Below are 19875 nucleotides of genomic sequence, written 5' to 3' on the forward strand. Positions count from 1 at the left end.
TACAGAAAATTTTTAACTGCAATGATTACTTATCGCTATGAAGAATTGCGTCATGATGACGCTCTTTTAAAAAAACTCACTGGCTATAAACCCTCCGAATTTGAAGCCCTACATTATCACTTTGAACACTTCTGGCAGGCTCATTTTTCCAAATTTACACTTGATGGTATGCCTCGTTTTAGACAGGCATCTATACGCCGAAACAGTATTTTTCCTGATTCAAGAGATGCACTTTTATTTGGCCTTATTTACCTCAAAGGTCAGATAAATCAAGCTGAATTAGCCCTTAGTTTTGGGATTGATCAGCCTAAGGCTAGTAAGTATCTATCTCTGATTGAACGCCTTCTGGGGCAAGTCTTAGAATCTGCGCCTCGTGTCATTTCTAAGCGCAAACAAGAAGAAATACGGAATATACTAAAACGCGATTATCTCCCTACCTCTTTGGGATATAAAAAAATATCCCCAAAAAATTAGAAAAAAAATATGCCTTATATCCAATCAAAATGGCATTATTATTGATTCTATTTTGATTGGAATATAAAACTCAACGTACGATTACGAAAAATTTTTTTATGGCATCAACCTATCTAATAAGCAGACAAGTACGAACAAGAAATGCTTATAGTTTTGTTCAGATATAAAATTTCTTATATCTAGAAGAATCCCCAAAAATCTTATCAAACTATCTCGTTGTAATAACAACGATGCAATATTGTTATGCCTTTTAAATAGCGCTATTTTTTCACTAATCTTATAACATATTATATCTATATATAAAATATTGTCACTTTACCTACTTTGACTTTTTGCTTTACCCTCTTTGACTTTTTGCTTTACCCACTTTGATTATTTGTTATTTGACCACCACCCAAAAGTTCACTTAGTGATGAAAATAATCATTCGAAAACAGCCCTATAACAAACTCTTTTTTAGGAGGCACTGGACTTTGCTATTTCTTTATCTTTTGTTTTCATTCTGCACTTATGGCCAAATCAGCGGCAATGTATTTATTGATTTCAATGGCAATGGAATAAAAACCAATACCTCTCCTTTCGAGCCTGGCATTGGGGGTATCAAAGTCAAAGTTTTTGTAGGTACAAAATCAAATGTCTTTGAAACCCACACCGATTCTTTAGGAAATTTCTCTTTTAGTAGCTCTCAAATTCCACCTGATAGCGTCGCTAGAGTCGAATTTTCTGATCTTCCTGAGACTTTTTATGAAAGTTTTGCAGGAAGCCAAAACCAAAGTGGCGTGCAGTTTGTCAAAGCCCCGGCGGTAGGAGTTAATTTAGGAATTATAAACAATGATGAACTTTGTACTGCAGCGGAAGAATTAAAAATTGTTACGGCTTGCTATGCCATGGGCGATCCTCTCAAAGATGGAGACTCCGCCCAAGACCCTGCTTTGATTTTGTTTGATTATCAGGCCAAAGGAGAGGCAGGCACCCCAGATTCACCCATGGAAAAACTTGCCAAAGCTAACCAAATTGGCTCTACGTGGATTGCCGCCTATCAACGCGCCACCAACCTCTTACTTGTGGGGGCCATTACGCGCCGACATGTGGGCTTAGGACCTTTAGGGACAGGTGGCTACTATACTGTAGACCTCAATACAGGAGCAGTCAATAATTTTGTTGATGTAAAAAAGATAGGTATCGACACAGGGCCTGACCCTCATCTTGACCCTATCACTCAAATAAATATTTTGCCGGCGTCCAAAACTGCCCGTTCCCGAGATTCACTTGCTTTTCACATGGTAGGCAAAATAGGAATCGGAGGAACCCAACTCTCTCCTTGGCAAGACACTTTATTTTTAGTAAACTTATATGATAAAAAACTCTACAGCTTTGCCATACAAAGCCCGTTTAAAGCACCATCCTCGGCGGCAGAAGCAAACGTAAAATCTTATAATATTCCTCATCCCAGCTGCTCCAATGGTGATTTTGTACCTTGGGCACTCAAATATTATCGTGGGGATTTGTATGTGGGAGTAGTATGTACAGGCGAAACTTCCCAGAAAAAATCAGATTTAAAAGCTGCGGTTTATAAGTTTGATTTAACCACCAAACAATTTAATAACATCTTTGAATTTGGGCTTGACTACCCCCGTGGCCCTATCGACAATACCCAAGGATGTGATACTATTACAACTTGGAATCCGTGGACCAACCAGTTTCCCAAACAATGTAATTATCCTTTGGGTGCGCCCGACCCTATTGCGGCCTTTGCGGTTCATCCCCAACCTATTCTTTCTGATTTAGAATTTGACGACGACGGCTCTCTTCTTTTATCCTTTTTGGATAGGCTTGGTTTACAAACCGGCCAAAATCAGCCAGGTATTGCCCCCAATGACACCCTCAACTATTATGGATTTATGAGTGGGGACTTAGTACGCGCTCAACGCAATGCAAACGGTACTTTTACCCTCGAAAACAATGCTCAATCAGGTGATCTTTTGGGATGTGGCCCCAATACCAACTCAGGCCCAGGAGGAGGCGAGTTTTTCTGCGAAGACTACTGGCTCAATGGTGAAGGCGGGGTAGGTCACGCCGAAATCACCAATGGAGGATTGCTCAAAATGCCTGGTAATCAAGAGCTATTGGTTTCTGCGATGGACCCCATACATGGACTTTATCTTTCTACAGGATTTGTGGCCTTCGATACCAAAACGGGCAAAAGAAACCGTAGTTTCTCAGTTTATTCATTAAGTCCGGGTTCACTTGGAAAATCTGGAGGTGTCGGAGATTTGACAGCCTTGTGCCAACCCCCCCCACTTGAAATTGGAAACCTTTTGTGGCTTGATGTCAACAGAAATGGAATTCAAGACCCTAATGAATCTGTGTTGGATGACCTTGTTGTTACCTTACACGATATGCAAGCAAATGGCGCCGAAATAGCCCGTGACACTACTTCTAATGGCGGACAATATTATTTCAACGATTCTAATGTAACGGGTGGCATAAAAGCCAACCATGCTTATGAAGTCAGACTAAGCTTAACCCAAAATATCGACTTACCTAAGCCGTCAAACGCTCTCTTAGCTAAACAAACGTCTAATTCAACTCCACTCCAAGACATCTTAACTGTTGCTCCTAAACAAGTCGTTAGCGGCCCAGAAAGCTTAGTTCGTGATTCGGATGCCGACATTAGCGCAGATGGTTCGTATGCGTTTATTCAGGTATTGACTTCGGCTAATTACCGCACCAACCACTATGCGGACTTTGGTCTTATGTCTAAAGAAGCACCGGCCTATGATTTGGCTATTTTTCAAAGAGTAGTGGGCGATAAATGTACCTATCAAAAAGGGGAGGAAATTAAGTTTGAAATAGTGATACGCAACACCGCAACCGACCCTGAAGCTATCGCAGATAGTGTGAGGGTAAAAGTTAATCTGAATTCTATCTTTACCTTGCTGGGCTATGATGCCACCGCTAGTACTTACAATGCAGCGACCCAACTCTGGGGTAACCTTAAACTCAACGCAGGTCAATCAGATACTCTTATCCTTACAGTTGAGATTCCAGAAAACAGCCCTTTTGAAGGTGGCCTTGTATGCAATATAGTTGAAGTAGACAATGCCGCAGGAACCGACATAGATTCTTCTCCCCACAACAACATCACTACTGAAGATGATTTTTCGCTAGAATGTATCAGTGTACCCATCAATATTTGTGTCGCCAACAATCAAAAAACCATTCTTAAGGCACCCGATGGCTCTAGTTCTTATCAATGGTATAAAAACGACACGATTATCCAAATGGCTACCAATCAAACTTTAGAAGTAAATTCAGCAGGCAAATATACTGTCAAAATTGCAGGCGGCATCTGCCCTACAGAAAACTGCTGCCCTATAGTGGTGCAAGATTACTGTGAATGTATAGAACGGTGTGTTAAGATTGAAGCTAAAAAAATTAAAGAATAGAAATTCAATAACTGATGTTGCGTATTTCAATAGGGGGTGTCGATTGAAAATCTAACATAGCATTTACTAAGCGAACAGAAGAAAACGTAGGCAAATCTTCTGTTCGTATCGTTTGAGGGGTCAAGATACCTTCTGCTATCAAAGCGGCGCGGCGAGTTCCCGCCAAAAGAGGTGTATCAGGAGTGACCCAGCGGCTACCATCCCAAAAAGCTACGTTGGCATAGGAGGCATCTGTGATGAGACCTTTTTTGACAATAACCACATCATCAGCCTCTCCTTTTTGTTCGGCAAGGGCTATCAAAGAGGCTCGGTTTTTGTACTTAAAATTGTATTCAATATTATCATCATTGACAAGCCTAAGCCGCTGAACAATTCTGGGTTGATAGATTTCAAATTCTATATTTTCCAAGTGCAAACCATAAGTCACCCGGCATTTGTACAGGCCTGTCTGATATTCTTTGGGCACTTGTATCAACCGTCCTAGTTGCCACGCATCAGATTGATTTAAGGACATCTTTCTGGTATGGTTAAGCCGCAAATCATGATACAATAGATTAGACAAAACGCCATCGCTCAGTCGAATCGTCTCAATAAACAGGGGTGAGTTCATTTAAAAATGGTAAATACACTTTGTCCAATACTTCTTGGTATTCGGGAAGGGCTTCACTACGCGCCGTAATCCCCCCACCGCTTTTGAAGGTAAGTTGCCCTTCTATATTTTCGATAAACCGAATCAAAACCCCGCTATCTAAGTTTTCGCCGTCAAAAATACCCGCAATTCCGGTATAATAGCCCCGTTCATATCCTTCGGCTTCTTGAATGATTTCGAGGGTGCGGGGTTTGGGTGCTCCGCTGATAGAACCTGCCGGTAGAAGCCTAAACAACCAATCGCCGAGGGTTTCGCGCCAATTAAGCGGCATTTGCCCCGCAATTTCAGAACTAACCTGAAGAAGTGATTTTTGATTGGTAGGGATTGTGTCTACATATCGATACCTTTCTACCCATACTTTTTGAGCTACCATGCTCAGGTCATTGCGAATCAAGTCCACGATAGTGGCATGTTCGGCGGCTTCTTTTAAATTTGACAAAATCAAGGACTCTGCTCCCACAATATCTGCATCAATAGTACCCTTCATCGGAAAAGAAGCTATTCGATCACCCTTGACTTGCACAAATATTTCGGGAGAAAAACACACAAATTTTTCAGCCAACCAAAGTTTGTATTTTGCCTTACTGCGCAGAAATATGCCTTTCAAATCTAAATTGGTCTCAATTTTCGTACATATGGATAAGTTGACCAAAAATGAATTTCCGCGTTTCAATTGATTAACAACATATTCAAATTTGGGTAGATATGACTCAAAAGGCAAGGGATGTTTATGAAAGAAGACCGACTTTTCTAGATTTACGTTTGTCGCCGGAGCGTTGGTTTTTCCATTAAAATCATACAGCAAATCCGCGTGGTCAATATCTTGTAAAGCTAAAACAATCGGTTTTTGAGTCAAAAAGTCGATAATAAACAAGAAAGGAATACGGCGATGTCCGTAGTCATTCATTCGTTGGATGGCCTCCGCCGTCGAGAGAGTGTGTATCATTTGAACGCAAAAATCGTAACTTTCGCTAGCTTGTCAAAAATTATCAAAAATGTTGTGAGAGTCTGTGTCATGGCTTTTCATTTCTCCTACCTACCTATGCCTCGGCTTATCCTCATAGCAGTTGTATTTGTCTGTGGATTAGGTTTTCAAAACCTGTACAGTCAAAAAAAGAAACTGAGTATTTTGCCTTTTCCAGCGGTGTATTATACCCCCGAAACCCAATGGGCTTACGGAGCCGCACTGACTGCTACTTTTCGTTTCCCCAAAGACTCTGCCAACGCCCGCCCCTCGCAAGCTACTGTAGGAGTGGTGTTTACGCAACTGAAACAATCTCTTTACTATTTACCGTTCCAAATCTTTCTCAAAAATGCCCAATATTATTTTTACGGTGAACTAGGCTTCTACAAATACAACTATTACTACTACGGTATCGGGCAATCTGCTATTCCTCGCGAAACATACGGCGTAGATTTTCCACGTATCAGAATCAACGCCCTCAAAAAAATATCTTCCCACCTTTATGCAGGACTTCGCTATCAGTACGAAGACTATCAAATCACCCAAACAGAACCCAACGGCGATTTTGCCAATGGAAAAGTAACCGGGACTCCCCGCAGCATTACTTCGGGCGTCGGGCTTGGCTTGTTGTATGATACTCGTGATGTTATTTTTTTTCCTTCCAAAGGTACCCTGTTCGACATTGCCTTTTTTCATAATGCTCCTATTTGGGGCAGTAGCGTCCGCTTTGAGCGGTTGACAGCCGACCTCGCTGCTTATCGAAAAACCGCAGGAAAAATGATTTTGGTTGGTAACCTTTTTGGCAGTTTTACCCGAGGCCATCCTCCCTTCAACATGCTTTCGGAAGTAGGAGGAGGCAAACGGATGCGCGGCTACTATCAAGGGCGTTTTCGGGACGATAATCTACTTTTAGCCCAAACCGAGCTTCGTTTCAATATTTTCAGAAGGTGGGGAGGCGCGGTATTTGCCTCATCGGCAGTCTTAGGCAATCAAAAAGATATTTTGAGGTTGAATGACCCCAAATTTACCTACGGCACAGGTGTCAGATTTACCGCCAATCGCCGCGACCACCTCAACATCCGCCTTGACTATGCACTAGGCAAGGATGGCGGCAATTTTTATTTTACTATTGGAGAAGCTTTTTAATCCCTCAATATATGCACACTATTTCCGTCATCATTCCAACCCTGAATGAAGAAAAAAATATTGGAAACTTAATACAACACCTACAAAAGGAAGGGGATGCAAGTATTTTAGAAATCATAGTAGTAGATGGGGGAAGTGTTGACGACACGATTGCTGTAGCCCAAAAAGCGGGTGCTGTGGCAGCGATGTCTCCGCAAAAAGGTCGCGCCGCCCAGATGAATTTTGGTGCACATATGGCTCAGGGAAGCATCTTGTATTTTGTACACGCCGATGCCCGGCCTCCCTTGGGGTTTGCTCAAGATATTTTGTTGGCTACTCAAGAAGGCTACCACTCAGGCTGCTATCGATTTAGATTTGATTCTCCTAAGACTTTACTCAAAATCAATAATTATTTCACCCGCTTCAAACTGCTCGCGGTAAGAGGTGGAGACCAAACTTTGTTTATCACTCGTGAATGGTTTGACAAGCTCAACGGGTTTGATGAGCGTTACGTAATCATGGAAGAGTATGATTTGCTCCGCCGCCTGTGGCGTCAAAATCGGTCTTCCTTCAAAGTTATTTCTAAAAATGTTCTTATATCAGCCCGCAAATACGACAACAATAGCTGGCTGAGAGTCCAAATTGCGAATTTGATAGCCATGACCCTCTTCCGACTAGGTACCTCCCCCTTAAAAATAGCACACATTTATAAAAAACTGCTGCACTAAATCCCGCTAAATCAATAATTCTGGCAATTTATTTTAGTCATGTTTCTTTATTTTACTTTTGCCCCCAGAAACTATAAAAAAAACATGCATCACTCTTTTAAACTCCTACTTTTGTTGGGTATTTTGATAGCACAAAAAGCTATATCCCAAGACTTTATCCCTGCTTATGACCGCTTTTCGGGTAAAGAACCTTCCTATATTCATTTGGAAGATGGTTCCAAAATAGAAGGTACATTAGAAGACTTAGACCGCCGTAAAGGGCTCATTCAAGAGATCACAATCAAAGATGCTAACGGCAAAAAAATCAAGCTCAAGCCCGAGCAAATCAAATCAATGTATTTGATGCCAAGTGGCTTTTCAAAATTATCAACCAACATGGATGTAGGCACCAAAGTCAAAAAATGGGATGCTCAATACATCGATAGCGAAATCATCAAAAAGGGCTACGCTTATTTTGAAAAAGCCAAAGTCGTCATTAAAAAAGACCAAGAGATGCTCCTGATGCAATTGCTAAACCCCGGCTTCAACAGCAAAATCAAGGTATTTCATGACCCTTTTGCTGCCGAGACCATGCGCGTAGGCGTAGGAGGCTTTACAATGGCGGGCGGCGACGATAAGTCTTACTATGTGCAAGTAGGCGATTTTCCCGCCAAAAAACTTAAGAAAAAGGAATATGAAGATGAAATCAAGGTGATGTATTCGAGTTGTCCAAGCCTTGTCAAAAAAATAGGCGAAAAGCTCCGCTGGGCTGAGTTTTCCCAGCATGTATATGAATTTACATTTGAATGTCAATAACGAAGTAGGCCGCAAAATTGCGGCCTACTTCGTTATTGGGGGTTTTAATTCTAATTTTCAATCCTTACATTTTTGCTCAAAATAAAGCATTAAAATCCCCGAACACCCTTAACTTTGGGGCCTCCGGATTCAACAAAACACAAATCTTTCGTATTTAATTGTTCCAACCAGATGAAAACATACATTGAGCAAAACAAGGATAGATTCTTAAGCGAACTATTTGATTTACTGCGCATTCCTTCCGTCAGTGCCGACCCCAAATTCAAAGACGATGTACGCCGCTGCGCTGAAGCTGTCAAAGATTCGATTCTAAAAGCAGGCGCTGACCTGGCCGAAATTCACGAAACACCTGGTCATCCTGTGGTTTATGGCGAAAAAATCATCGACCCTGCCTTACCTACTGTATTGGTATATGGCCATTATGATGTGCAACCTGCCGACCCTTATGAACTTTGGGAAACACCGCCTTTTGAGCCTACCATTCGCAACGAACGGATTTATGCTCGTGGCTCTTGCGATGACAAAGGGCAGTTTTATATGCACATCAAAGCCCTCGAAACGATGGTAGCGACCGGGTCGTTGCCGTGCAATGTCAAGGTCATGATTGAGGGAGAAGAAGAAGTAGGGTCCGACCATTTAGGGGAGTTTGTTCGTGCCAACAAAGAGAAGCTAAAAGCCGACGTGATTTTGATCTCGGATACCAGCATCATCGCCAACGATACCCCATCCATTGAGGTAGGTTTACGCGGACTCACTTATCTCGAAGTAGAAGTGACAGGTGCTAACCGCGACTTGCACTCGGGTGTATATGGCGGAGCAGTCGCCAATCCTATCAATGTGCTCTGCGAGATGATTGCATCGCTAAAAGACGAAAACAATCATATTACCATTCCGGGGTTTTATGATAAAGTACAACAACTGAGCGCCGAAGAACGCGCCTCTATTAACGAAGCACCTTTTGATTTGGAAGAATACAAACGCGACTTGGCCATCAACGAAATCGAAGGCGAAGCAGGATATACCACGATTGAGCGCACGGGTATTCGTCCGACCCTCGATGTCAACGGAATATGGGGCGGCTACATAGGTGAAGGTGCCAAAACAGTATTACCGTCAAAAGCCTATGCCAAAATCAGTATGCGCCTCGTGCCCGACCAAAACAACGACGAAATTCTGGAACTTTTCACCCAACACTTTTTGTCTATCGCTCCTGCTTCAGTCAAAGTGGTAGTAAAACCCCACCACGGAGGGCTTCCCTACGTAACCCCCGTGGATTCGGTCGAATACCGCGCTGCGGAGTTGGCAATGAAAGAAGCATGGGATGGCAAGCAGCCTGTGCCTACTCGTGGCGGAGGAAGTATCCCGATTGTGGCGTTGTTTGAGCAAGAACTTGGTCTCAAATCTATCTTGATGGGCTTTGGGCTTGATATAGACGCCCTTCACTCACCCAACGAAAGCTACGGATTGTTCAATTTTTATAAAGGCATTGAAACAATTCCTTTGTTTTTCAAGCATTATGCTCATCTAAAAAGTCATGGTGCTTAGTGAAGATTGATTGAGGTGAAAATCAACAATTTTCCCTAAAATTTCTCTACTTTGCATTGTCAATTAAAAGACAAACGGAAACCCACCGTAAAAGTCAAACATTTCTTTAAAAAAGACTATTTAAATCATGAGCGAGACCAACACTCTATTTAAAGCTGGAGTAGTAACTGGAGAAGGCGTAAGCGAAATCTTTCGTCATGCCAATCAAAATGACTATGCCCTTCCAGCAGTCAACGTCGTCGGAACCAACTCTGTCAATGCAGTATTAGAAACTGCCAAGAAGGTTAATTCTCCTGTTATCATTCAGTTCTCCAACGGAGGTGGTATCTTTTATGCTGGCAAAAGCCTCTCTAATGCCAATCAACAAGCCGCCATTGCCGGTTCTATTTCGGGTGCAATGCACGTTCATCAAATGGCCGCCTTGTACGGAGTTCCGGTGATTTTGCATACCGACCACTGCGCCAAAAAATTACTTCCTTGGATCGACGGATTGCTTGAGGCAGGCGAAAAATTTTATGACCAACATGGCAAGCCTCTCTTCAGCTCACATATGCTTGATCTTTCGGAAGAACCTATCGAAGAAAATATCGAAATTTGTGCCAAATATTTTGAGCGTATGGCCAAAATCGGCATGACCCTCGAAATCGAACTAGGCGTGACCGGTGGCGAAGAAGATGGCGTAGACAACTCCGACGTAGATAGCTCAAAATTATATACCCAACCCGCCGAGGTAGCCTATGCTTATGAAGAGCTTAGCAAAATCTCTGACCGCTTTACGATAGCCGCCGCGTTTGGAAACGTGCATGGTGTGTATAAGCCTGGCAACGTGAAGCTACAACCTATCATCTTGAAAAATTCTCAGGATTATATCCAAGAAAAATTCGGAACAGGTCCTCTTCCCGTCAACTTCGTGTTTCATGGAGGCTCGGGTAGTAGCCGTGAAGAAATCCGCGAAGCTATCCAATATGGCGCTATCAAGATGAACATCGACACCGATATGCAGTGGTCTACTTGGGAAGGGGTGTTGAAATACTACAAGGACAAAGAGGGATATTTGCAATCCCAATTGGGCAACCCTGAAGGTGACGATTCTCCCAACAAAAAATATTATGATCCGCGCGTATGGCTCAGAAAAGGTGAAGAAAGCATGGTACAACGTCTTACTGTTGCCTTTGAAGACTTAAACTGCCTTAACAGATTGGTATAGTTTTATGGCGTGATTTTTGTATTAAAAAAGCGGTTGAAATTTATTTTTCACCGCTTTTTTACTTTCCCCAAATTTCATTTATTTTTAGTGCATGAACGACCCTATACTACAGTATTATTTACCGCATCATCTTTCCCCTAAACGACTTGATAGGTACTTAGCTTCAGGTTGGTTTCGGACTGTAAATATGCTATTTAGAGCGAAAGTGACTTGTTTTGATAATGACATTTGCTCCCCTATCAACATCCGCCTAAAACTATCTGAACATACCCTTTCTAAGAGGTTAAGAAAACTAGACAATCGCAACAAAAAAATTTTTCGGCACGAAATTCGCAAGGCGACAATCACGCGCGAAAAAGAAGAATTGTTCCATTTACATCAACGCCGCTTTAGAAGTTTTTTGAGCAATTCGCTGGAAGAATTTTTGGTACTTACCCCCCGTTTTGATACTTACGAAATCAACGTTTATGACGAAGACCGTCTGATTGCGGTGAGTTATTTTGATCAAGGTGAAAGCAGCCTTATGAGTCTATTGGGGTTGTTTGACCCCGGCTATGCTTCTTATAGCCTAGGAATGTACACTATGCTTTTGGAAATAGAATATGCCAAATCTACCGACCGTATGTGGTACTATCCAGGATACGTGCATGAGCGGCCTTCTATCTACGACTACAAACTAAGATTGGGAAAGTCAGAAGTGTATGATTGGGACACCAAACGATGGCTTCGCAATATAGACCCTCATACCCAGCCTAATTGTGCTGACCACATCAAAGTTCAAACGGCAATCCTCGAAACACACTTACAATCAGCAGGCATTGTTTTTCAACGTAAGATTTATTTGTTTTTTGGATGGCATTATTTCAATTCTCTCTATGAGCAGCTATTTCATTGCCCTCTTCTACTGATGCTACCAGACGGTAGAGTAGTAGCATATGATCCCGAAAATGAGGTGTATATCTGTAACAAAGTGGAAATATATGTTCCTTTTAGAGACATTCAGATGACACTTGCCCCTGATTTTGATGCCTCTATGCACCATACTGATGTTATGCGGGTAGTGGAGAAACTATATCAAACCCCGAATCCTGCTGATATGGTAAACTATCTAAAAAAAACGATTTCTATGCCCTATGAGTTTAATTGGTGGAGCAAAAATCACGTTACTAATTAAATAATCTGGTAGTTTACAAATCTCAAAAAAGGAGGCTAATTTCCTGATAATAAACGACACTTTTGAGAAAACTTCTTTTCAAACCCTTTATCAATCATAGCGTACATCAAGTATCTAGCCATTTCTTAAAAGACTCTGCCTTTTCTCGACTTACGTAGATTTCATCGTCGTCGCGTTGTCGTAGCTTGATTTTAAGGCGACCGTTAAAATGAGGTTCAATTCGCTCTATTGCTTTGATACTTGCTAAGTACTTACGATTGATTCTAAAAAAATCCTTAGGATTGAGTTTTTCCTCTAAGTCATCGAGTGTCTCGTCCACAAAGTATTTTTTTTGCTCGGAGTTAACTAAAAATACTATTTTGTCTTCCGCAAAAAGATAAACTACATCCGCCACCTCTACTACTTCAAAACGAGTACCTGATTTGAGTAAAAACCGAGTTTTCCAGTCTGTACGTGGGCTGATGAATGCTTCAAGTGCTTTTTCGATGTTGGTTGGCAAATCCGTACTCTGCTGAGACTTTAGTTTGACAATAGCCGTTTCTAGTTCGTCTACATCAATGGGCTTTAATAGATAATCCACGCTATTGACCTTAAAAGCTCGAATGGCATATTCGTCGTAGGCAGTCGTAAAAATAATGGGAGCTTTTACATTTACTTGCGTAAATATTTCAAAGGAAAGGCCATCGGCCAATTGAATATCCATCAATATCAAGTCAGGCTGAGGATTTTCGCTTAGCCATTTTACAGCACCTCTTACACTTTCAATTTTTGCCAAAATCTCCCCCGACGGCTCCACTGATTTTACCAAAGATTCGAGACGTTTGGCGGCCAAAGGTTCATCTTCAAGAATTAAGATTTTCATATAAATTTTTATATCAACGGAATTGTTACTTCAAAAAAATCAGCGTTTTTACTTATGTTTAGTTTTAAAGGGGTGAGTAGCTCATATCGTTTTTTGAGGTTGCTTAATCCCAAACCGGTTGATTCCAAAAATTGTTTGTTTTTGGGCTGAAAACTATTCCTAACCGCCACTCCCTCCTCTGTGAGTTTTATGACAATATGCAGTGGTTTTTCGCTCGAACATTCGTTGTGTTTGAGCGCATTTTCCACCAAAGTAAGTAATCCTTGAGTCACAATATGCCGCGAGGTGGCTTTGGCTTGTTCCTCCAGTTCGTAAGAAAGATTGTCTCCAAATCTCATTTTATGAATAAACAAATAAGCCTCTACGATTTTGATTTCGGTGCTTAGTTCGACTGTTACTTTTTCGTTGTTTTGAAGATTGTAGCGAAATACCTTCGAGAGCCTTTCTACCAAATTGACGGCATTTTGGGGGTCTTCAGGAATGAGTGCACTCAAGATATTCAACGAATTAAACAAAAAATGAGGATTTACTTGATTTTTCAAGGTATCATACTCCGCTTTTAAAAGCGCCTGACTGAGCTGCTGCTCCTTCAAAAGGGATGTTTGCCACCGATTGATGATTTGCTCTATTACGTATACTGACGTAAACGCAAAAGTCATGAGCATATAAATCATCGAAGTCGAAATATAAGAACCTATTCCGTATGTTTTTTCCTCTCTCCATTGCATTATTAACATCACTACCACGCTCGTTATGATTGACACAATGGCCGTAATCACAACATAACCCCCAATGGTCTTCTGAACAGTCCAATTGATAGCTTTTTGCATGAGGCGAGGAATCAAAAAACTCTGCACTTGCCCAATCACAAAGGCTGAAAGTGTAATACTAATCACCCAATCCCACCGAATAACTCCCGTTTTGAAGTTGGTATTGAGCAATAATATCAATAATGACGTAGCAAGCCACGTCCATATGTCAGTGCGATTTAGTTGAATTTTCATCAATCAAAAGAGCCTACGTAAAGAGAAATAATGATTTAGAAATATATCGGTGTTTCAGGAAAAAAATCAGGGCTAAAGCCCCAAAATGTTACTATTTTGTTTATGCCCCAGCCTAAAGGCATGGGGTTAAAAAAAGACAAATTGTTTTCTGAATTCAAAAATAGTGCTTTACTGACTTGCGAACTATAAGAAACCGACGAAACCTCCAAACCAAGGAGTGAATAGCAAAAAAAGAGAGCAGCGACGCTGCTCTCTTCCAAGGAGAAATCATCTTACGAAATAGGCCCAAAAGCCTGAATTTTTGACAATTAGCTTTTATATGATTATTGAACCGTTACTTTACGCTCTACTTCTATTTTTTTAGAGGCAAGATTCAATTGCTTCACCACGCGCTCTTTTCCTGCCGAGATTTCTAGTTGATAGACACCATCTGCCAAATCATTTACATTGATTTTTGCGGCGTAGGCCATTGATTTTTTAGCAATAGTCTCGCTAAAAATCACTTGTCCGTCGGTGCTTTTCAACAAAATATATACTTTTTCGGCGGCATTTTTCTTGATAGCTACTCTGATATTGGCATCAGCAGTGACAAAAGTGCTGCTCTCAAAAGTAGGAACGGGACGATTGTCGGTCGTTTTTTCTTCAACATTGCTGGCAAAAGCCACAGAAGTAGTAAGCGCTAAAGCGCAAGCGATTGATTTGATGATGGTTTTCATGATTTTGGTCCGCAGTAGCGGTGTTTTAAATTGGCTGTTATAAAAAAGAAATTAATGGGACTAAGGCTTTATAAGTTGTAAAGCTTAGTGAGTGTATTTTACAATACAGTGATTACTCTTTCTGATTCTGGTTTGGGAGAAGATAAATTGAGTTTTTTGATTACACGATCATTTTTCGTGGCAATCTCCAATTTATAAGCTCCATCTCTTAGTTCATCTACGTTGATTTTTGCCGCATACGACATATCGTTTTTGTTGATTGTTTCACGATAAATAATCGTATTGTTGGCGTTGCGGAGGGTGATAAATACCCTTTCAGGGGCATTTTTCTTAACTGCTAATTTGATAGAAGCATCTTTGGTAACATAGGCGCTTGTCTCAAACGTAACAGCTGGGCGATTTTCTACGGGCGATGCGTGAGGCTTTTTCCCTTCGGATGGGTTGGCAAAAGCGCTACTTGAAACGAGTGCCAGCATCCCTACAAACATTTTCATTGACACTTTCATGACAGTAATAGCTGCTTTTTTAGTTTAATTTAACGGTACGATAAGTGGCTTCCTCTTGTGGTGTTTTGATGCTCACTTTTTTCTGGATTTTTTCGTTACCAGACGTAATTTCGAGCGTGTAATCTCCTTCACCTAAAGCACTTACATCAAAGCGACCGTCAAATTTTTCGGCTTTTTTGCTGATTACTTCTTCATGCAATAGATTGTTTTTGGCATCGCGAATCGTGATAATCGCTTTCTCTGAAGTTCCTTTACGAACGGCCATCTGGATTTTGGCTTCTTTGGTCGCAAATACTCCTACTTGAAGGGGTTTCGCTTTTTTGTCTTCTGTAGGATCTGAAGCAAATGCTACTGATGAAGTAAGAGCTAAAGCGCAGGCGAGGGTGGTGATGAAAGTTTTCATGTTTTTTTTGCTGTTTAAATTGTTTGGCTGTAATTATTGATTAAAAATTGTTTCGTGGCTGTTGGTAATCGGTACTTCTTTAAATATTTGTTTATGGCTGTGTGTCTTAATTGACGTTACAAAGATGCTTGTTTTAAACGGTACTATGCAATACAAAGTACATGAGTGGTACTTAAATGGGATGAACGGTTTGGGCTATTAACTACTTGGGTGATGAAGGAAATTGGTATGAGAAAGTATTGTTTTCATGGCTGTAAGAAAAATGTTTTTAGATGGCTGTTAGTGAATACTGCTGCTTTCAAAAAAGGTTACAAATCGTTTTCAATATATTTAATTCAAATGCTGTGCCAGTACCACACAAAACTTTAACTCACTGAAAATAAACATTTTACGAAAATTTATTTTCTTTAAAAATGTCCGAAATCGAACATTTTGATCAATGATATCGGACAATGGCCTTGAATCAAATCTATTTGAAAGAACTACTTTGGCTTGTTATTCAATCTAATGATGCAAAAGTAGTTTGAGAAGTTGCATCAGAAAACAAAAAAGTGTTAAATCATCTTTTTTAAGGGATGAAACGCAGTAAATATCTTTCAAGCCGTCATGAAATGGAGCTAGTTCCTGTAAGAATTACCCTAAATGTTTTTTCTCAGGCCCCATTAGCTGTCCAACAATAATGCAGGTAAGCCGATAGAAACGGTTGTTCCTTTTTCCGCAATTGAATGGATTTGAAGATACCCTTGATGAATCCCCACAATTTTTTCGGACAAAGTAAGACCTAAACCTGCCCCTTTGACAGTCCCTACATTGCCGGCTCTCATCATCGGCAAAAACACCTGAGATAGTTGCTCAGAAGGAATACCTATCCCATCATCAATGACCTCAATCACCACCCACTTTGGCTCATACCTCACTTCCACTTGTACAGGCCGAAAGTCGGAATATTTGCAAGCATTGTCGATGATATTGATAAGTGCAGTGCGCAACAATATCGTATTTCCGATGACCTTGACTGCCGAGCTACTCTCCGTAAAAGTATCGGTAAATTGTAAATTGATTTTTTGGAGGGGATACTTTTCTTGAAAATAGCCCACTGTATCAAAAACGGTATCTACTAAATTGATATCTTCCAAGAGTTGATTTGAATTCAAGCCTTCGACTTCGGTTAGTTGCAACAACGAATTGGCCAACTCAATCGCACCTTCTAATCGATACAAGGCTTTTTCGATACTTTCGCGGGTAGTTTCTAAAGTAGAGTCATAAGCAAGGCTTGTTTCCAGCATTCCTTTTACTACCGTAAGAGGAGTGCGGATTTCGTGCGAAGCATAGCCCATAAAATGTTCGTGACTACGCGCAAGTTTTTGGAGACGAGCCAAGAGTTGATTAAAAGAATCGGCAAGATAGGTAGCTTCATCAGAAGAGGATGATTTATAAACCAATCGAAACGAAAAATCATTGACCGTAGCAGTATTGATTTGAGCAATGAGCTGGTCAAAAGGAGCCATCGCACGATGAGAAAAGAAAAACCCCACTGCCACAATCACCGCCAAAGCCAGGAGGTTGCCGCCTATCAAAATCGCGAACAAATTGCGGCTCGTTTGACGTCCTGTGATGTCATACGCCATGACGACAGCCACGTATTTTTGTTGACGGTAACTAAACGACCGCGCTACGCCCTCTTTGGGGTATTCCCATGTACCACTCGGATAAGTAAAATACACTTCTTCGTGCAAAGCTTCTTTAAGTAATTCATTAGAAGGAAGGTAGCCGCCCTTGGTCAAAGAAGAGTATAATAGTTTAAAGTCAGCATCATAAATGAGTTCTTCTTGTTCGGGCAAAAAAAGATAACTGGACTGCTGAAACTCATTGCGATTATGAAAATAAGCTTGGGCCGCCAATGCGCGTTTTTGTAAGCGCATACGCATCAATGAACGGCGATAAGACTCGTAACCTTCAAAGATAAAGAGAGAAAATAGCAGCAAAATAGTAGCTACGAGCAGCCCAAAACCAATGGTAATTTTTTTCTTAATGTTCATGGCTCGGCCCCCAGCATATACCCCACGCCAAAAATCGTATGGACGAGTTTTGGCTCTACTGTATCAATTTTTCTGCGTAAATAATTGATATAAACGTCCACTACATTTGTATTAGTATTGAAATGCACATCCCACACATTTTCTTGGATATTTACTCGGCTTACTACTCGTCCCTGATTAACTAGTAAATATTCTAACAACGCATACTCACGAGCGGTAAGATTGATACGCTGCCCCGCTCTCCATACTTGATGCGACTGTGTATCTAGCTCCAAATCTAATAGCTTGAGGCGCTGAGGAAGTAAGGGTCGGGATGAATAGCGCCGTGCCAAAGCTTTAAGCCTAAATACCAATTCCTTAAAAGCAAAGGGTTTGGTCAGATAGTCATCTGCTCCCGATTCAAAACCAAGCACTTTACTGTCAAGACTTCCAAGGGCTGTCAATAAAATAACTGGAATAGAGGGCCAATTATGTTTTACAAAACGACATAAATCATAACCGTTGAACCCCGGAATATTGACATCTAAAATAACCACATCAAAGCGATGCTCATTGACCAAGCTCCGCCCAATCACTCCATCAAAAGCGATTGTTAAGGAGATACCCTCCGATTGCAAACCTTTTTGGATAAACTGGGCTAATTCGACGTCATCTTCTACAAGTAACACATTCATAGCAACTTAAATGATTCCTTTTTCTAAATGGCGTACTAAAGTAATCCATTTTATGTACTCCCAATGATTTCTAATCAAATTCTAATAACTTACTAATAAGCCTTTAATGAGGTGCGTGGTTATTTTGAACAACGAATTTTCCCCACACATTAGCTCCAACCTTTTAGATATATTATGGGTCTGAACACGCGTTGTTTGTTTTTATTTATTTTTCTTTTTTGTCATTCATTAAAAAGCATCGCCCAAGTATTAACCATCCAAGATGCAATAGAGGCTTCGTTTTCTCACTACCCCACCCTTCAAGCCAAACAAATGGCTTTAGAAGCCAATAAGGCAAATATAACCGTAGTAAGAGACAACCGATTGCCCAATGTGCGCCTTCACGACCAAATCAACATTGGTACAGCCAATGGCATCTCTGGCTCTTATTTTTCGTTGGGGTTGATTGTACCTACGTCAGGCGGAAGACGCTCCGAAAACCGTGCCGACCTAGCCTCTGGCAATATCGCCCTTGCCTCGATGGATTGGGAGGTTTATAATTTTGGGAGATTCGAAGCCGAACAACAACTCGCCCAGACCGACATTGCTGTAGGCGAGTCTGACCTTGAGCGCGCAAAATTTGGACTTCGTCAGGCCGTAATCAATACTTATTTAGACCTGCTATGGCTTCAAAAACATCTCAAGATTGAGCAAATGAATATTGCTCGGATTGATACTATCAATCGTATTATTACCAACTTGGTACGCAATGGTATCAAGCCAGGCTTAGATTCTTCATTGGTGAGGGTTCAAGTTTCAAAGGCCAAAATGTCGTATTGGCAAGTATATGAAAATTATCAGCAGGCTTTAATTCAACTTTCAACATTGACAGGTCATTCTGCTGATAAAATCAAAATAGATACCACATTTCGCTTAACCAACTTCGCAGCTTCTCCCGCTGTTGCGCTACTTTCAGAGCATCCACTGCTTCGCTATCATGAAGCTGTGGCTCGAAAACAATCTGCCGAAATCTCTCTTTTACATAAATCAGCCTTGCCGCGATTATCGCTACTGACAGCGGCTTGGACCCGAGGTTCAAGCATCGACGTCGAAAACAACTATGGCCCCCTCATGCCAGGCCTCCTATATAGCAAGGCCAATGTGCTAGTGGGAGCAGCTTTTACGGTCAATTTGACTGATTTCCGACGTGCTAATCATCGAATACAGCTACAAGAATATCGCGTCAAAGAAACCAAAAACCTACTGGCCAACGAACGCCTAAACCTCCAAAATGCTCAAATGGCAGCCGATTCTGTTTTATCAGTTTTGAAACTCGAACTGCAAGAGTTGCCACGCGCTTTGCAAGCTGCTAATGCTGCCTACAATCAGCGTTTATCACGATATAATAATGGGCTAGAAAATATTTTGGGGCTAACTGACGCCGTACAAGTATTGCGCAGTGTCGAAAAAGACTATATCGTCACTCAAAGTAGAGCTATCAGAATCCACTTGCAAAGAGCATACGCTACCAATGATTTCGAATCTTTTTTTACGCTGTTTAGGCACTAAACGAATGTATTCCG

Annotated in this window: 18 protein-coding genes; 9 read left to right on the forward strand and 9 right to left on the reverse strand. The window is 41.2% G+C overall.

Annotated elements, in window-relative coordinates; translation table 11 throughout:
• Window positions 1-21: 21 nt before the first annotated feature.
• On the forward strand, window positions 22-474 hold the full coding sequence (locus G563_RS0107695) for a helix-turn-helix domain-containing protein (RefSeq protein ID WP_028664818.1): 453 nt from the start codon (window positions 22-24) through the stop codon (window positions 472-474).
• A gap of 412 nt (window positions 475-886) precedes the next feature.
• Window positions 887-3922: an SdrD B-like domain-containing protein gene (locus G563_RS33945; RefSeq protein WP_051210815.1), complete on the forward strand. Its 3036-nt coding sequence runs from the start codon at window positions 887-889 to the stop codon at window positions 3920-3922.
• 4 nt (window positions 3923-3926) lie between these two features.
• Here G563_RS33945 and G563_RS0107705 read toward each other — a convergent pair whose 3' ends face one another.
• Complete coding sequence (locus tag G563_RS0107705) at window positions 3927-4532, reverse strand: aminotransferase class IV (RefSeq protein WP_028664819.1); 606 nt, start codon at window positions 4530-4532, stop codon at window positions 3927-3929.
• Window positions 4510-5517, reverse strand: a complete 1008-nt coding sequence (locus G563_RS0107710) for an aminodeoxychorismate synthase component I (protein WP_028664820.1) — start codon at window positions 5515-5517, stop codon at window positions 4510-4512. The genes G563_RS0107705 and G563_RS0107710 overlap by 23 nt, the downstream gene beginning before the upstream one ends.
• 96 nt (window positions 5518-5613) lie before the next feature.
• Here G563_RS0107710 and G563_RS0107715 point away from each other — a divergent pair, with 96 nt between their 5' ends.
• The 6 genes from G563_RS0107715 to G563_RS36795 all read left to right on the forward strand — a co-directional run bounded on the left by G563_RS0107715 (window position 5614) and on the right by G563_RS36795 (window position 12109).
• Window positions 5614-6681, forward strand: a complete 1068-nt coding sequence (locus G563_RS0107715; RefSeq protein ID WP_028664821.1) for a BamA/TamA family outer membrane protein — start codon at window positions 5614-5616, stop codon at window positions 6679-6681.
• Between the two features lie 11 nt (window positions 6682-6692).
• On the forward strand, window positions 6693-7388 hold the full coding sequence (locus tag G563_RS0107720) for a TIGR04283 family arsenosugar biosynthesis glycosyltransferase (RefSeq protein WP_037326135.1): 696 nt from the start codon (window positions 6693-6695) through the stop codon (window positions 7386-7388).
• 84 nt (window positions 7389-7472) lie between these two features.
• On the forward strand, window positions 7473-8183 hold the full coding sequence (locus G563_RS0107725) for a hypothetical protein (protein ID WP_157585146.1): 711 nt from the start codon (window positions 7473-7475) through the stop codon (window positions 8181-8183).
• Window positions 8184-8354: 171 nt separating this feature from the next.
• Entirely contained in the window at window positions 8355-9728 is a 1374-nt protein-coding gene (locus G563_RS0107730) for a dipeptidase (protein ID WP_028664824.1), read from the forward strand.
• 127 nt (window positions 9729-9855) lie between these two features.
• Window positions 9856-10935 carry a class II fructose-bisphosphate aldolase gene (gene fbaA / locus G563_RS0107735; RefSeq protein ID WP_028664825.1) on the forward strand — a complete coding sequence of 360 codons (1080 nt, stop codon included), beginning with the start codon at window positions 9856-9858 and terminating at the stop codon, window positions 10933-10935.
• Window positions 10936-11026: 91 nt separating this feature from the next.
• Window positions 11027-12109: a hypothetical protein gene (locus tag G563_RS36795; protein WP_051210816.1), complete on the forward strand. Its 1083-nt coding sequence runs from the start codon at window positions 11027-11029 to the stop codon at window positions 12107-12109.
• Window positions 12110-12215: 106 nt separating this feature from the next.
• Here the strand turns inward: G563_RS36795 and G563_RS0107745 are convergent, their stop codons facing one another.
• The 7 genes from G563_RS0107745 to G563_RS0107780 form a co-directional block, all read right to left on the reverse strand.
• Window positions 12216-12971: a LytR/AlgR family response regulator transcription factor gene (locus tag G563_RS0107745; RefSeq protein WP_028664826.1), complete on the reverse strand. Its 756-nt coding sequence runs from the start codon at window positions 12969-12971 to the stop codon at window positions 12216-12218.
• Between the two features lie 8 nt (window positions 12972-12979).
• Window positions 12980-13975, reverse strand: coding sequence for a sensor histidine kinase (locus G563_RS36800; protein WP_051210817.1), 996 nt, complete (start codon window positions 13973-13975; stop codon window positions 12980-12982).
• A 323-nt stretch (window positions 13976-14298) separates the two neighbouring features.
• Window positions 14299-14691 carry a T9SS type A sorting domain-containing protein gene (locus G563_RS33960; RefSeq protein WP_051210818.1) on the reverse strand — a complete coding sequence of 131 codons (393 nt, stop codon included), beginning with the start codon at window positions 14689-14691 and terminating at the stop codon, window positions 14299-14301.
• 98 nt (window positions 14692-14789) lie between these two features.
• On the reverse strand, window positions 14790-15197 hold the full coding sequence (locus G563_RS0107765) for a T9SS type A sorting domain-containing protein (protein ID WP_157585148.1): 408 nt from the start codon (window positions 15195-15197) through the stop codon (window positions 14790-14792).
• Window positions 15198-15216: 19 nt separating this feature from the next.
• Window positions 15217-15600 (reverse strand): T9SS type A sorting domain-containing protein, encoded by a 384-nt coding sequence (locus G563_RS0107770; protein WP_028664829.1) that lies wholly within the window; start codon window positions 15598-15600, stop codon window positions 15217-15219.
• A 662-nt stretch (window positions 15601-16262) separates the two neighbouring features.
• The gene (locus G563_RS0107775; protein WP_028664830.1) at window positions 16263-17639 is read right to left on the reverse strand and encodes a sensor histidine kinase; all 1377 of its coding nucleotides are present in this window, start codon (window positions 17637-17639) and stop codon (window positions 16263-16265) included.
• Entirely contained in the window at window positions 17636-18313 is a 678-nt protein-coding gene (locus tag G563_RS0107780; protein WP_028664831.1) for a response regulator transcription factor, read from the reverse strand. The genes G563_RS0107775 and G563_RS0107780 overlap by 4 nt, the downstream gene beginning before the upstream one ends.
• Window positions 18314-18487: 174 nt before the next feature.
• On the opposite strand from G563_RS0107780, the gene G563_RS0107785 reads away from it, so the two are divergent.
• Window positions 18488-19861 carry a TolC family protein gene (locus G563_RS0107785; protein WP_028664832.1) on the forward strand — a complete coding sequence of 458 codons (1374 nt, stop codon included), beginning with the start codon at window positions 18488-18490 and terminating at the stop codon, window positions 19859-19861.
• Window positions 19862-19875 lie beyond the last annotated feature (14 nt).

Origin of the sequence: Runella zeae DSM 19591 (genome assembly GCF_000423565.1) — a bacterium.
Taxonomy (GTDB): domain Bacteria; phylum Bacteroidota; class Bacteroidia; order Cytophagales; family Spirosomataceae; genus Runella; species Runella zeae.

What these genes read in the sequence shown, in the direction of transcription:
- G563_RS36800 (WP_051210817.1), bottom strand. Translation starts at nt 13,975, where the DNA reads ATGAAAATTCAACTAAATCGCACTGACATATGGACGTGGCTTGCTACG.
- fbaA (WP_028664825.1), top strand. Translation starts at nt 9,856, where the DNA reads ATGAGCGAGACCAACACTCTATTTAAAGCTGGAGTAGTAACTGGAGAA.
- G563_RS0107780 (WP_028664831.1), bottom strand. Translation starts at nt 18,313, where the DNA reads ATGAATGTGTTACTTGTAGAAGATGACGTCGAATTAGCCCAGTTTATC.
- G563_RS0107765 (WP_157585148.1), bottom strand. Translation starts at nt 15,197, where the DNA reads ATGAAAGTGTCAATGAAAATGTTTGTAGGGATGCTGGCACTCGTTTCA.
- G563_RS0107715 (WP_028664821.1), top strand. Translation starts at nt 5,614, where the DNA reads ATGCCTCGGCTTATCCTCATAGCAGTTGTATTTGTCTGTGGATTAGGT.
- G563_RS0107720 (WP_037326135.1), top strand. Translation starts at nt 6,693, where the DNA reads ATGCACACTATTTCCGTCATCATTCCAACCCTGAATGAAGAAAAAAAT.
- G563_RS36795 (WP_051210816.1), top strand. Translation starts at nt 11,027, where the DNA reads ATGAACGACCCTATACTACAGTATTATTTACCGCATCATCTTTCCCCT.
- G563_RS0107705 (WP_028664819.1), bottom strand. Translation starts at nt 4,532, where the DNA reads ATGAACTCACCCCTGTTTATTGAGACGATTCGACTGAGCGATGGCGTT.
- G563_RS0107785 (WP_028664832.1), top strand. Translation starts at nt 18,488, where the DNA reads ATGGGTCTGAACACGCGTTGTTTGTTTTTATTTATTTTTCTTTTTTGT.
- G563_RS0107770 (WP_028664829.1), bottom strand. Translation starts at nt 15,600, where the DNA reads ATGAAAACTTTCATCACCACCCTCGCCTGCGCTTTAGCTCTTACTTCA.
- G563_RS33945 (WP_051210815.1), top strand. Translation starts at nt 887, where the DNA reads ATGAAAATAATCATTCGAAAACAGCCCTATAACAAACTCTTTTTTAGG.
- G563_RS33960 (WP_051210818.1), bottom strand. Translation starts at nt 14,691, where the DNA reads ATGAAAACCATCATCAAATCAATCGCTTGCGCTTTAGCGCTTACTACT.
- G563_RS0107730 (WP_028664824.1), top strand. Translation starts at nt 8,355, where the DNA reads ATGAAAACATACATTGAGCAAAACAAGGATAGATTCTTAAGCGAACTA.
- G563_RS0107695 (WP_028664818.1), top strand. Translation starts at nt 22, where the DNA reads ATGATTACTTATCGCTATGAAGAATTGCGTCATGATGACGCTCTTTTA.
- G563_RS0107725 (WP_157585146.1), top strand. Translation starts at nt 7,473, where the DNA reads ATGCATCACTCTTTTAAACTCCTACTTTTGTTGGGTATTTTGATAGCA.
- G563_RS0107775 (WP_028664830.1), bottom strand. Translation starts at nt 17,639, where the DNA reads ATGAACATTAAGAAAAAAATTACCATTGGTTTTGGGCTGCTCGTAGCT.
- G563_RS0107710 (WP_028664820.1), bottom strand. Translation starts at nt 5,517, where the DNA reads ATGATACACACTCTCTCGACGGCGGAGGCCATCCAACGAATGAATGAC.
- G563_RS0107745 (WP_028664826.1), bottom strand. Translation starts at nt 12,971, where the DNA reads ATGAAAATCTTAATTCTTGAAGATGAACCTTTGGCCGCCAAACGTCTC.